At 33.8% G+C, this 13,569-nt stretch carries 11 protein-coding genes and 5 tRNA genes; 10 read left to right on the top strand and 6 right to left on the bottom strand.

What is annotated here, in order from left to right; translation table 11 throughout:
- Positions 1 to 57: 57 nt before the first annotated feature.
- Positions 58 to 1,686 (bottom strand): helix-turn-helix transcriptional regulator, encoded by a 1,629-nt coding sequence (locus ACT3CE_RS17205; RefSeq protein WP_444711012.1) that lies wholly within the window; start codon positions 1,684 to 1,686, stop codon positions 58 to 60.
- A 182-nt stretch (positions 1,687 to 1,868) separates the two neighbouring features.
- Here ACT3CE_RS17205 and ACT3CE_RS17210 point away from each other — a divergent pair, with 182 nt between their 5' ends.
- The gene (locus tag ACT3CE_RS17210; RefSeq protein WP_444711013.1) at positions 1,869 to 3,707 is read left to right on the top strand and encodes a sulfatase-like hydrolase/transferase; all 1,839 of its coding nucleotides are present in this window, start codon (positions 1,869 to 1,871) and stop codon (positions 3,705 to 3,707) included.
- A gap of 91 nt (positions 3,708 to 3,798) precedes the next feature.
- On the opposite strand, the gene ACT3CE_RS17215 is transcribed toward ACT3CE_RS17210, so the two are convergent.
- Together ACT3CE_RS17215 and ACT3CE_RS17220 are read right to left on the bottom strand one after the other, a co-directional pair.
- Positions 3,799 to 4,566, bottom strand: a complete 768-nt coding sequence (locus ACT3CE_RS17215; RefSeq protein WP_444711014.1) for an MBL fold metallo-hydrolase — start codon at positions 4,564 to 4,566, stop codon at positions 3,799 to 3,801.
- Between the two features lie 33 nt (positions 4,567 to 4,599).
- A complete protein-coding gene (locus tag ACT3CE_RS17220) occupies positions 4,600 to 5,526 on the bottom strand; it encodes a bile acid:sodium symporter family protein (RefSeq protein ID WP_444711015.1) in 927 nt (308 codons plus the stop codon).
- A 169-nt stretch (positions 5,527 to 5,695) separates the two neighbouring features.
- Here ACT3CE_RS17220 and ACT3CE_RS17225 point away from each other — a divergent pair, with 169 nt between their 5' ends.
- The gene (locus tag ACT3CE_RS17225; RefSeq protein ID WP_444711016.1) at positions 5,696 to 6,403 is read left to right on the top strand and encodes an SAM-dependent methyltransferase; all 708 of its coding nucleotides are present in this window, start codon (positions 5,696 to 5,698) and stop codon (positions 6,401 to 6,403) included.
- Positions 6,404 to 6,455: 52 nt separating this feature from the next.
- Here the strand turns inward: ACT3CE_RS17225 and ACT3CE_RS17230 are convergent, their stop codons facing one another.
- Entirely contained in the window at positions 6,456 to 7,490 is a 1,035-nt protein-coding gene (locus ACT3CE_RS17230) for a DHH family phosphoesterase (RefSeq protein ID WP_444711017.1), read from the bottom strand.
- Positions 7,491 to 7,620: 130 nt separating this feature from the next.
- On the opposite strand from ACT3CE_RS17230, the gene ACT3CE_RS17235 reads away from it, so the two are divergent.
- Positions 7,621 to 8,040, top strand: a complete 420-nt coding sequence (locus tag ACT3CE_RS17235; protein ID WP_444711018.1) for a nucleoside-diphosphate kinase — start codon at positions 7,621 to 7,623, stop codon at positions 8,038 to 8,040.
- Between the two features lie 93 nt (positions 8,041 to 8,133).
- Here the strand turns inward: ACT3CE_RS17235 and ACT3CE_RS17240 are convergent, their stop codons facing one another.
- Positions 8,134 to 8,424 carry a DUF721 domain-containing protein gene (locus ACT3CE_RS17240; protein ID WP_444711019.1) on the bottom strand — a complete coding sequence of 97 codons (291 nt, stop codon included), beginning with the start codon at positions 8,422 to 8,424 and terminating at the stop codon, positions 8,134 to 8,136.
- A 2-nt stretch (positions 8,425 to 8,426) separates the two neighbouring features.
- Positions 8,427 to 9,530 carry a DNA replication/repair protein RecF gene (recF, locus tag ACT3CE_RS17245; protein WP_444711020.1) on the bottom strand — a complete coding sequence of 368 codons (1,104 nt, stop codon included), beginning with the start codon at positions 9,528 to 9,530 and terminating at the stop codon, positions 8,427 to 8,429.
- 177 nt (positions 9,531 to 9,707) lie between these two features.
- On the opposite strand from recF, the gene ACT3CE_RS17250 reads away from it, so the two are divergent.
- The 7 genes from ACT3CE_RS17250 to ACT3CE_RS17280 all read left to right on the top strand — a co-directional run bounded on the left by ACT3CE_RS17250 (position 9,708) and on the right by ACT3CE_RS17280 (position 13,402).
- Entirely contained in the window at positions 9,708 to 10,400 is a 693-nt protein-coding gene (locus tag ACT3CE_RS17250; protein ID WP_444711021.1) for a tetratricopeptide repeat protein, read from the top strand.
- 961 nt (positions 10,401 to 11,361) lie between these two features.
- A tRNA-Tyr gene (locus tag ACT3CE_RS17255) sits at positions 11,362 to 11,443 on the top strand.
- Between the two features lie 44 nt (positions 11,444 to 11,487).
- Positions 11,488 to 11,560 (top strand) — tRNA-Gly (locus tag ACT3CE_RS17260).
- A gap of 24 nt (positions 11,561 to 11,584) precedes the next feature.
- Positions 11,585 to 11,666 (top strand) — tRNA-Tyr (locus ACT3CE_RS17265).
- 44 nt (positions 11,667 to 11,710) lie between these two features.
- Positions 11,711 to 11,783: transfer RNA gene (locus ACT3CE_RS17270), tRNA-Gly, on the top strand.
- A 10-nt stretch (positions 11,784 to 11,793) separates the two neighbouring features.
- Positions 11,794 to 11,878: transfer RNA gene (locus ACT3CE_RS17275), tRNA-Ser, on the top strand.
- A 309-nt stretch (positions 11,879 to 12,187) separates the two neighbouring features.
- A complete protein-coding gene (locus ACT3CE_RS17280) occupies positions 12,188 to 13,402 on the top strand; it encodes a site-specific integrase (protein ID WP_444711022.1) in 1,215 nt (404 codons plus the stop codon).
- Positions 13,403 to 13,569 lie beyond the last annotated feature (167 nt).

The following is a 13,569-nucleotide window of genomic DNA, read 5'->3' on the forward strand; positions in this document are numbered from 1 at the left end:
TATGAACAGCACTTTTTTTTGTATGTATATTAGCTTAAAAACTTAAAGCAGATAGATTTAAATAGAAGCAATAAAATTACTCAAATTGGTATTTCTTTCTAAATCCATTTTCTTACGTAAGCGATGACGAGCCATGTGTACACTATTTACCGAAATACCCAATAAATGAGCCATTTCTTTACCCGTGAAATTTAATTTAATTAAAGCACAAACCTTTAAATCTGTAGGGCTAAGATCGGGTACTGCCAAACGCAATCGTTCGTAAAAATCTTCGTTTACCGACATAAACCTATTGTTAAAATCGTCCCACAAACTATTAGAACTCTTGTTTATTGAAGTCATCAGAGCATCCGTCATCACCTGCTCTTTCGATGCGTTCATTTGATCAACCAAAGTCTTAATAATCTCCTCTTTTTCGATTAATTTTAAGGTTGATGCCGTTAATTCTTTATTCTTAATTTCGAGCAATTCCTTCGATTCTTTTTGCTTCTGCAGATTTACTTGCTGATCCTTTTGATACTTTTTTTGTTGCTTTTTATTTCTAACCACTAGGCCAAGAATAATCAGAATAAGAACAAGTGCAATTATAATAATTCGAAATATTAAAAAAGCTTTCACTTTCTCAGCCAACTCTAAATTAATCCGATTTAATTCAATATCCTTATTTAATAATTCTTCCTGATAACGGTTTTTAACTTGTAAAAAGCCACTATTTCTTTTCCTTTTGGCACTAAAAAAAGTTTCATTAATATTTTTCGATTTTCTAATATTCTTATAGGCTTTTTCGAACTCACCTTTGTTCGCCTGCAACAAAGATAAACGCTCTAATAAGTAAGCCTTTTGTATGGTATTTTTACCATATATCTTTTGAGTTTTAGTAGCTTTATTAAGGTAAAGCAAAGCCAGTTCAATCTTGTTTTCTTTTCGATACTCTTCGCTAATTTTCGAATAAACACTAACCAAAAACTTTTTATTTTCAACCGTATTCTCTTTATTATTTTCCAAAATATCAATAATCGAAAGCATCAAATTTGTGGCCTTATCAAACTGATTGTTTCGATACAAAAAAGTTGCTTTTTTTGAATCAAGCATGGCTCTAGCTAATGGCGTTTGATTTATGGTATCCGATATCATATAACAACTATCTAAGTATTCTCTTGCACTACCTAACTTCTTGTAGCGCAAATCCAATAGCATTTTGTGATAGTAAGAACTAATCATCTCCGAAGAAGATATCTGTTTATCATGATACAATTCTCGATTTAAAACAAGTGATTTCTCAATGTATTTTCTAGTTTCCTCTTCCTGATTAAAAATGTAATTTAGCATTCCAAAGTTATCGTAGGCTTTTGCAAGCAAAATAGAATCCCCTAATTCTTCAGCTAAAAACAAAGCTTCTCCAGAATGATCAAATGCATCGCTAAAATCGAGTTGTTCTTTTTTAATTTTTATAAGAGATAATAATGAACGAATTATACTAAAGGTATCTTGCTCAACAATGCCATTTTCATAAGCCATATTTAGACGAAAAACCGAAGAATCGACCATAACTTCTTCAGGTAATTGATCGCTCTTAATTTGATTAACTACTGCATGAGATTGTAAAGTTCCAATTCCAATCATATTAAGTAGTAGAAATATTAAAACACCCCCTTTAAAAGCGTCATTCTGTATCTTAAAGTTCATATATATAACCTATTACAACGTTTTATTTTTATATCTACAAATGTATGTAAAGTCTTTGTAAATGCCGAATATCACACATGTATAGTTTTAGTAAGAATAAAAACTCCTTCAATACACTTTTAAATTGATACTATTGTTTATTCAAACAATAGATATAAAAATAATCTGCTAACTATACAATAATGAGGATAATAAAAATTGCAGTTGTATTGCTTTATATAGCATTGCCATTCGCAACATTCGGACAAAAGCAAAAACCAAACATTCTTTGGATTATTACCGATGATCAGAGAGCCGATGCTTTAGCCTGTTTTAATGAAGCCACACGGGGACAAAAGAAAAGTGCATTGGGATATGTTGAATCTCCCTTTATTGATGCATTCGCAAAAGAAGGTGTACTCTTCACCAATGCTTATTGTAACTCACCAGCTTGCGCTCCATCGCGTGCCTCTATGCATACGGGTAAATACCCACACCATTCTGGAATTTATGGATTTGAACAAAATCATCCAAATGCCTCACATTACAATCCTGTAGTCCCCGAAATTTTAAGAGACAATGGATATAATACAGCCAGAATTGGAAAATTAGGCACTTATATATTCCAATGGGGACCTGGATTAAGCTGGAATGATCCTGGATTTTACAATCATGTGGTAGACACAAAAAATAACCTGCAAAGAAAAGGTTTAACAGATTTCTACAAAAATAAAACCCACAAAAAAGGAGCAAAAGGAGAACAGGAAATATGGTTTTATCCTGATGGTAGTAAAAAAACATATTACACCCTTTTAAAAGGAGGAAAAGTATCAAAAGAGGACCTTACTTTAAACGAACAAATAGATCAGGATCAAGAAATTTTAAGAGCCTATACCAGATTTAACACAAGAATGATTTTAGGCGGCGAAAGTACAATGCCAGGCCCCAAAACCATTGATGGCAGAATTTCGGAAGAGTTTCGCAATTACTTTGATAATGAAAACAAATCCTACAAAGGATTAGATGGAAGAACTTTACAGGGACCCAAAACTTCGGAACCTCAATTTATTAACCTCGGTCATCATTTTCCACATTCCCCAATTTTACCTCCAAAATCGTTTCGAGAAAAATTTAAACACAAAATATATAACATTCCTGATTTCGATAAAAGTGAGTTAGACAAATTACCTGCTCAACTTAAAAGACTTTATGAAAAAATGAAAGTTGATGAGATGACAATTGAAGAAAAGCAACAATTAATAAGGGATTATTACGCTTTCTGCGCATTTGGAGATTCTTTAGTTGGTGCATCAATTGAGATTTTCAAAGATTATTGCGCCAGAAATAAACAAGAGTACTTAATTGTTATAGCCTGCGGAGATCATGGATGGCATTTAGGAGAACAAGGCATAAGTGCCAAGTTTGCACCCTACGATAAATCAAATCACACCACAGTAATTGTTTCGTCATCGGATAAATCGAAATTTCCTGCTGGTAAAATTGTCAACGACTATGTTGAATTTGTAGATTTTGCTCCGACCTTTTATGCCGCTGCAGGAATTGATGTTGAAACAAAAGAATATAACTATTTAGATGGCTACGATTTGGCAAAAGTGGTAAATGGAGAAAAGAAAGCCCGCGATTATGTTTTAGGAGAAATGAATCATGTAATTGGCGATCGCGCCTACATTCGAACAAAGAATTTTGCCTTTTCGATGCGCGTACGCAAAAACAATGCAAAACCAAAAGCAAAAACCATTAATGTAAATCTGAAATGGGCTTTAAACTGTGCTCCCGAAGATGCCGAGATGGCCCTTTACGATATCCGCGTAGATGCGGGTGAACAAACGAACGTAGCCTACAAAAAAGAATACAAAAAACTAGCCTCTTGGTTCCGAAACAAGTTGGGAAATATTGTTTTAGGAGATGGTCGAATTGAATGCGATTGGTCGAAAGAAAACACATGGGCTCGCAGTGAATTTGCCTTAGGTGCCGATGATAAAATTATTGATATCCCCAATAAAATTATTCCAACGAAATAGATTAGATTAGATTAGTTTACAATTAGGATTGCTAGTGCCATTGTCTTTCGAGATAATGGCACTTTTCTTTTAGAACATTCTCAGAACAAAACTAATCCACTTCGATTTCCAATTCATCATAAGCCAGAAACACATTCTCGGGTAGCTCTGCTTCCACTTCATCGTGAAAGCCCATTTGATGACTAATATGAGTTAGATACGCTTTTTCAGGCTTCAACTCTTCCACCAAAGCCAAGGCTTCGGAAAGAGAATAATGCGATATGTGCTTTTCTTTTCGAAGAGCATTAACTACCAACACCTTAAGGCCTCGCAACTTATCTTTCTCCTCTGGCGAAATATAATTGGCATCGGTAATGTATGCCAAATTTCCGATCCGATAAGCATACACTGGTAGCTTAAGATGCATCACCCTAACCGGCTGAATTGTTGTTCCATTAATATGAAAAGCATCACCATTAACATCAATTAAATTCATTTGCGGTATTCCCGGATATTTAAATTCAGCAAAAACATAAGAGAACTCTTGCTTTAGCGATTCCTGCACTCGCTTTTCGGCATAAATATTAACCGCTTCTTTGTTCACCCAATTAAATGCACGAATATCATCCAAGCCTGCTGTATGATCCTTATGCTCGTGGGTAAAAAGAATGGCCGAAATATTATCAACTTTTGCACGAAGCATCTGATAACGAAAATCAGGCCCACTATCAATTACTATATTTTGTCCATCGACACGTATTAGTACAGAAGTTCGAAGTCGCTTATCTTTTGAGTTTTTAGACAAGCAAACAGGGCACTTGCAAGCTATAATAGGAACACCTTGCGAAGTGCCGGTTCCCAAAAAAGTTAATTTTACCATTTTCAAATCCAGATTTTTTTCGGCTGGCAAGAATTACTTTTTAGCATCCTTAAATTCTTTTCGGAAGGATAAGTAGAGTAAATACGACAATACAACAACAGCTAATACAGCCGAAGGAATTGCAGCCTCTTCTCCAAATAAAGTTAATGCGGTAACCACTGAAAAACCAGAACTTTTTATTGTAACCAAAAGATTCTGACTTGTTGCAATGGAAGTTTTAACTCCTAACTTACGACTAAGCAGGGTAAATATCCAACCTAATCCGAAAATCCCTAAAAACAAAACAAGGGAAACCAGCAATAGTATTTCAAAATTAGAAAAAAATACTTGTCTATTTAAGCCTACAGCCGTAAAAATTATGAATGCAAATCCCCAATCAACAATTCTCCCTCTTACTTTTTCAACTGTAGGCTTTATGGGTTTCCAAAGTAAGAATCTTGAAATTAGCAAAGGAATCAGAACCAATTGAACCATGGCAATAAATAAAGTTAACGGATTAATGCCTCCATCAATATTGGAAAACAAACCAATAATTAGAGGTGCAAAAAACAGTGAAGACAAAAATGCGCCCAAAGTTCCTACAATTGCATATTTCAAATCACCTCCCAGAATATGAGAAAAAGGAATAACAGCAACTCCTGGAGGTGTAGATGCAATTACCACAAATCCCAGAAAGAGTTCTGGCGTAGGCATTAACCAGTACGAAAGTGCAATAATTACAGCTCCAAAAACCACATAATTTAATATGGAACCTACAATCATGGGCTTAATCATCTCCTTTAATGGAAACATTGCTTTCGAAGATATTCCTGTTGTAGAAAAAGTCATGACTACTGCCAAAACATAAAAAGTATAACTTTTAAATAAAATAGCATGTTCGCCAATTAGTAAACCTAGCACGACTGCCAACACTAAAATAAAATTTCTATTTAATAGAATTTTATGGAATAGATAACTCATTTGTGAAGTTGTTTAATTGCTGCAAAGATGAAACAATTTTACAGTCTTTCAAAAATATTAAGAATGATTCCAAATAAATACAATTAATGTAAATTGTTTACCATTGAGTTGGCAAACAAAAGAAAATGCAATCAACTTATTTTGTACATTTGCCGAAAATAATTCAATCATGAAAGGTAAACTTTTTTTAATCCCAACCACATTGGGCGATTCTGAAATCGATCAGGTAATTCCAAATCCGATACAAGAGTTAATTCCGGATATCAAACATTTTATTGTTGAAAACATAAGAACAACAAGGCGTTACCTTAAAAAAGTCAATCGCGAAATTAACATCGACGAACTTAGCTTTTATGAGTTGAACAAACACACTTCACCAGATGATATTTCGGGATATTTAAACGCCCTAAAAGATCATGATATGGGAATTATATCAGAAGCAGGTTGCCCCGGAGTTGCAGATCCAGGTGCTGATGTTGTAAAAATTGCTCATACTCAAAACATTCAGGTAGTTCCTTTGGTTGGTCCTTCGTCCATTCTATTGTCTTTAATGGCATCGGGATTTAACGGACAAAATTTTGCATTTAATGGTTATTTACCTATTCAGGCTGGCGACAGAGCTAAAAAGATTAAGCAATTGGATAATCGCTCTTTAAATGAAGGACAAACTCAGATGTTTATTGAAACACCTTTTCGAAACATGAAAATGGTGGAAGATTTACTTAAAAATTGCAGTCCGGCCACTAAACTTTGCATTGCTGCAGATATTACCCTCGAAACCGAATATATTAAAACCATGCCGGTTAAAAATTGGAAAAATAAAATTCCCGATCTTCATAAAAGACCTACAATATTCCTGATTCACAGAGATAAATAAAAGCATAAAAATAGCGCAGATTAAAAAACTGCGCTATTTTAAAATTTCCAATTTATTGTTGCAGACTCTTATAAAAATCTGGTATTACCTTCTTAAAGTTTTCGATGGCCACTTCCAATTTATCCAGAGATCTGCCTCCTGCTGCATTAACATGACCTCCGCCACTAAAATGTTCTCTTGCAACTAAATTAATCGGCACATTTCCTTTCGATCTGAACGATATTTTCACCATATCCTCTTTTTCAATAAAAATTACAGAAATCTGCATTCCCTGAATAGAAAGAGGATAGTTTACAAATCCTTCGGTATCGCCATCTTTATAATTAAACTTTAACAAATCCTCTTTTGTAAGCTTTATAATAGCAGTATTGTACTCATTCAACACTTCCAGTCCCTGATCCAGACAATGCCCCAATAATTTCATTCTATCAGGAGAGAAATTATCATAAATATTTGAATGAATTTTACTTTTATCAATGCCATTAGCTATTAAACTTCCAACAATTTGATAAGTTCTGGGCTGAGACGAATTGTAACTTAAACCTCCAGTATCGGTAATAATACCTGTATAAAGACACTCCGAAATTTTATCATCGATCAGATTTTCGTCTCCCAAAGCCTCAATAAATTCATACATCAACTCGCAGGTAGAACACATTTTTGTATCCGAAAACATTAAATCTACAATGGGTTCCGGTTCGGGATGATGATCTATCATTATTTTTTTTACACTGGCCCTTTCAAGAACTTTCTCCAAATCGCCCGAGCGTTTAAAAGAATTGTGATCCACAATAAATAGTAAATCTGAAGCATTTATATATTCCTCAGCTTTTTTCTTCATGTTGGTATAAATCCAAACATCAGAATTTTCTGGTAACCACCTTAAAAACAAAGGATATGCACTTGGACTAATAATTTGAGCATCTTGCCCTTTCTTCTTTAAATATTGGAGCAAAGCCAAAGACGAACCAATGGCATCTCCATCGGGTCCGGAGTGAGGAATTATAGATATTTGCTTAGATTCTTTTAATAAAATCTCAGCTTCATTTATTAATTCTTTATCGATTCTGTTACACAAAGTATTCATTCTATATTGAGTAAGGTGATTCTAAATTTTAAGGCGTAAAGATACAACAGTTCCTTATAAATTAGTTGCATCCCTAGATGGAAATATTATTTTTGTATAACAAAGTACAAACGAATACATATATTATATAATGAGAAACGATAGAACATTTACCATGATTAAGCCAGATGCTGTTGCATCGGGATATATTGGAGCAATTTTAGCAAAAATAAACGAAGCAGGTTTTCGAATTGCTGCCATGAAATACACACAAATAACAAAAGAACAGGCAAAACAATTCTACGAAGTTCATAAAGATCGCCCTTTTTACAATGATTTAACAGATTTTATGAGCTCGGGACCAATTGTTGCTGCTATTTTAGAAAAAGAAAATGCTGTAGCAGATTTCCGAAAATTAATTGGAGCTACAAATCCTGCCGAAGCAGAAAAAGGTACTATTCGTAAAGAATTTGCAGAATCGATGTCGAGAAATGCAGTTCACGGTTCGGATAGCGACGAGAATGCCTGTATTGAAGGTGCATTTTATTTCTCTGCAACAGAAATCATATAAACAGACAATAGTAAGCAGCTATCTCTATATTTATAAGGATGGCTGCTGACTTAAATTTATCCTTACCGGTATTTCAACAATATCAAACTTGTATTACCTTACAATAATATCATCGATAATATTGGCTTGTACTTCTCTGTTCAGGGCCTTTATTAATCCTTCCCGAATCATCATTAACTCATTGCGAATAACCGAAGAACGTACTTTCACAAATAATTTTCGGTTGCGAATATAAATGTCGGTAGTTGCATTGGCAACAGTCTTACCAATAACTTTCTCCCAGGAATTCACCAACTCATACTCCTTTAATTTACCATCTAAATTACTCTCTTTCAACACCTGACGAACAAGCGCATCTATTTTTTGAGTTTTACTTCTTCTCATATCTACGAATTTACGATGCTACCATTATTAATCACAAACAGCTGATACTCCAGGGCAGAACCTGAAAGAATTTCATCGAGATGATCGCGATTGGTATCTGAAATAAAAATTTGCCCAAACCTTTCTTCCGAAACCAGACGAACAATCTGCTCTACCCGATTAGAGTCAAGCTTATCAAATATATCATCGAGCAACAAGATAGGATTAAAACCCGCAATTTGCTTGATAAATTCAAATTGCGCCAACTTTAAGGCTATTAAATATGATTTTTTCTGTCCCTGCGATCCCATTTTCTTTATCGGATATTCACCCAAATTCAGCATTAAATCATCTTTATGAACGCCAACAGTAGTATATTGCATAACCTGATCTTTCCAGCGTGCATTAACCAGCAAATCACGCATGGAGTGTTCATGAAGCTGAGATTTATATTCCAGACTTACACTCTCGTTACCTTGCGAAATAACCGTGTAATACTCCTGAAAAACCGGCATTAATTTATGCAGATAGTCTTTTCTTTTTTTATAAATCTCCGATCCCAGAATCACCAATTGTTCATCCCATATACTTAAGGTATCTTCATCGTATTTAGTTCCTGAAGCAAAATCTTTCAGTAATTTATTTCTTTGTTGAATCACCCGATTGTAACGAATTAAATCGTCTAAATATTTTCTATCGTACTGCGAAATTACGCTATCCATATACTTGCGTCTCTCCTCGCTTCCATCGGTAATTAACCTCCCATCGGCAGGAGAAACCATAACAATGGGCAACAAGCCAATATGCTCGGATAATTTCTTATATTCTTTTTTATTGCGCTTAAAATTTTTCTTCTGTCCCCTTTTTACACCACAATAAATTACCTCTTCAAGCTCTTTTCGCTTATAATTACCTTCCAAAACCATAAACTGTGCATCATGACTTATATTCAACTGATCGGTTGATGAAAAGTAACTTTTACAAAAACTCAGATAGTAAACAGCATCGAGTAAATTGGTTTTCCCAACCCCGTTATTTCCAATAAAACAGTTAATTTTAGGAGAAAAACAAACTTCGAGTTCAGGAATATTTTTATAATTAATAAGAGATAACTTTTCCAGGTGCATGCATAAAATAATTAGTTGACTCTGCAAAATTACTAAATTAAATCAATTCGAAACCTGCTTTCCAAGTGTATAATTTAAGTTCAGATTATGTGTTAATTTTTACTAAAAACATGCTTTATATTTGTTAAAAAAAATTACATTTGCGTTAGAAAAAATAAACCTATTAATTATTTGAGTATGTCAAAGCATAAAAACGATCAGGTAACTGAAGATAATTTTGAAAATTTAGAAGAAGCGTTAAGTAAGACTGAACAATATATAGAGAAAAATCAGAAAAAATTAACAAGTATTGCTTTAGCTGTAATTGTTGTTGCTGTAGCTATTTTTGCATATCAAAAATACTATAAAACTCCTCTTGAAGAAAAAGCTCAAAATCAATTGTTCCAGGCTCAAAGATATTTCGAGCAAGATTCATTTAAGTTAGCTTTAAATGGTGATGAAAATTATCCTGGTTTTATTGATATTGTTGATGAGTTTGGATCAACTACTGCAGGTAACTTATCGCAATATTATGCTGGAATCTCTTACCTTAGAATGGGTGAGTTTCAAAATGCTATTGATCACTTGAATTCTTTTAGCTCCGACGATTTTATATTAAGTGCTCTTGCAAAAGCTGCAACAGGTGATGCATATATGGAATTAGGAGACAGTAAAAAAGCTGCATCAAACTATATGGATGCAAGTTCTTTAAATGCAAATGATTTTACAACTCCTATTTATCTTCAAAAAGCTGGATTAGCTTACGAAATGACTGGAGATTATAAAAAAGCATTGACTGCTTACGAAAAAATTGAAAAAGATTTTTCCAAATCAGCTGAAGCTCGTGATGTTGAAAAATACATTACTCATGCTAAAGCAATGATAAAATAAGACATTTTAAATTAAGGAAACGGAGATCGTACTGATCTCCGTTTTTTTTTGCCTATAAATTAACTGTAAGAATTTATAAAGATCGTCTGAACTCATCTTATCGAACTATTCCCCTTGAGTTAAATGATAACATATTCCTCAATTTTAATTTACTTTAACAGGCCATCTTTATATAACGCGAATCTAAGATGGGCATTTTTACATGCGCAATATTAACTTATAAAAACATGCTGTATTCGCAGTTTTAACGGCATATAAGATCTAGTTTAAAATTTGCTAAGATAATTTAAGTCTAATCTGAATAAATACATAATTACACCCTTCTATTTCATTTCTACTTGTTTTTATTGCATCAGTATTTTCATCCTAGATATTTTTAGAATACTGACGAAATCCTACTAAATTCCATTCCCTTTTTTCCAAAAAGAGGCTAGAACAATAATACCATAGTAAGTCAATTTTCGACACACACTTCTCAGATCAATAATCGGTATCGTAATTTTCTTTAATAATCTTGTTTCTATTCATCACAATTTGCTTCGAAACCATTCCTTCTTTTCTATCGCAACAGTAAAATGATAAAAAAAAGCAGACTTTTTTATAAATCTTGAGGTCTCTTCCAATTTTAATTTATTCTCTTGCTAATATAATAAAATGTAGTCCATTAAAACTGCAAGCATTCTATCTCAGTCTTTTACAAAAAAAAGAGTACTATACAGCAGAACATAAAACAAGCCTTAATCACTCATTATCTATTTATTACAGACCATAACGACACAAATTATGAGTCAAATAAAAAACATCAAAAAAAAATTCAAAAATATCCTCTAGAGAATCAAACACTTACATAAAAAAGTTCATTTTTTTTAAAAAAAATATCATGAACCCCTTGTATATTCTACCAAAGCACCTATATTTGCAACCGCAATACGGAAATAAAGTTCTTTAAATTATTGCAATCGGGGAGATACCAAAGTGGCCAACTGGGACGGACTGTAACTCCGTTGACTTCGTCTTCGCAGGTTCGAATCCTGCTCTCCCCACTCCGATTTAGATTGAAAACGTTCAATCATATTAAATCATCAATGCGGGAATAGCTCAGTTGATAGAGCATCAGCCTTCCAAGCTGAGGGTCGCGAGTTTGAGTCTCGTTTCCCGCTCAATTTTTTTTGAAATATTTTTTTGGGGAGATACCAAAGTGGCCAACTGGGGCGGACTGTAACTCCGCTGACTTCGTCTTCGTAGGTTCGAATCCTGCTCTCCCCACTCCGATTTAGATTGAAAATGTTCAATCATATTAAATCATCAATGCGGGAATAGCTCAGTTGATAGAGCATCAGCCTTCCAAGCTGAGGGTCGCGAGTTTGAGTCTCGTTTCCCGCTCAATTTTTTTGGAGAGATGGCAGAGTGGTCGAATGCGGTGGTCTTGAAAACCATTGTGCGGCAACGTACCGGGGGTTCGAATCCCTCTCTCTCCGCAACTTAGAGTTCTTTTAGAACCAAACAGCTGTAAATCCATTGATTTACAGCTGTTTTTGTTTTTAGGATATTCATTCTATTTCAAATAATATTATTAGGAATGGGGACTCTACGGTGAGCAAATTCACACTCCTACCTTGTTCACCAAACACCTCATAACAAACTGTATCAAAACACATTAAAGAAGACAAACTTCTAGATTTTATTTTTTAAAGTGCTTGTTTTTTCGTAAATTGTACTAAACATTATTCATCAATTTATGTTTTTTTGATGAAATCCAGATAATGATAATTGTAAATTAATCAGGTATGAATACCTTTTATACCCTAAATATCAGCTTCTTAATACGTAAGAACCGCACCAATAAACATGGCGAGGCTCCCATATATATGCGTATATCAGTTGATCAGCAACGTGTTGAAATGGCTACAGGACGATATATCAATCCTACAAGCTGGAATGGAAAGCTCAACAAGGCATTTCCTAGAAAGAAAGGTGGAGTTCAAATCAATCAATTCCTAGATGCTCTTAAGAATGGTATTTACGATCATCACACGGCAATGGTAAAAAATGGAGAAGATATTTCAGCAAAAAAACTCAAGGCTCGCTTTCTTGGCAAGGATGAAGGTAGAAAAACACTTTTACAAGTTTTTGAATATCACAATAAGCAAATTTCAGAATTGGTAGGTATTTCATACTCTCCTGCTACTTTGCAAAGGTACGTTACAAGTCTGGATCACATTAAGAACTTTTTGAAGCATCAATACAATCGTAAAGACATTTCCTTGCATCTAATTAAATATGCCTTTATTATTGATCTGGAACATTACCTCAAGACTGTTCGCAAATGCAATAGCAATACGACATACAAGTACATCAAAAACTTTAAAAAGATCATCATTCTTGCCATTAAAAATGAATGGCTGAGCAAAGATCCTTTTGCAAAGTATAAATCCAGCTTGGTGGAAGTTAAAAGAGAATATCTTACCAAAGATGAACTTTTAAAACTTGAAAACTTAAAATTATCAATCCACCGTTTGGATTTTGTGAGAGACATCTTCTTATTCTCATGTTATACAGGGCTGGCTTATATTGATGTTAGCAATCTAACTACAGAAAATATCAGAAAAGGAATTGATGGTAACAATTGGATCATTACGCAAAGAAAGAAGACAAAAGTACCTTCTAATGTTCCACTTTTACCTGTTCCGGAACAATTAATTAAAAAATACAGCTTAGCTCCAGGTAAGAAAATGGAAAACAATATTTTTCCAAGCTTGAGTAATCAAAAAACAAATGCCTATTTAAAAGAATTGGCTGATCTGGCTTCAATTGATAAAAACCTAACTTTTCATACAGCCAGACATACTTTTGCAACTACTGTTACTTTGGCAAATGGTGTTCCGATAGAATCCATTAGTTCCATGCTTGGCCACAAAAATATTCGTACCACTCAAATTTACTCTAAGGTTGTAAATGAGAAAGTAGGCAAGGATATGAGTAAGCTCAGAAAAAAATTGTAGTATTCTTATCCTGTTACAACATTTACAATAGGTTTCGCCACACTTTATTCCACCAACCTTTTTACTTAAAATCTATTTTCCAATAAGAGAACAACGGGATATTTTTAAGAATTTTGGACAAACCAAAACATAAACCTGCTTAGTACTTTCTTAAAGAAATTAAACTA

Origin of the sequence: Marinifilum sp. RC60d5, assembly GCF_052400665.1 — a bacterium.
In the GTDB taxonomy this organism is placed as follows: domain Bacteria; phylum Bacteroidota; class Bacteroidia; order Bacteroidales; family Marinifilaceae; genus JBQTGK01.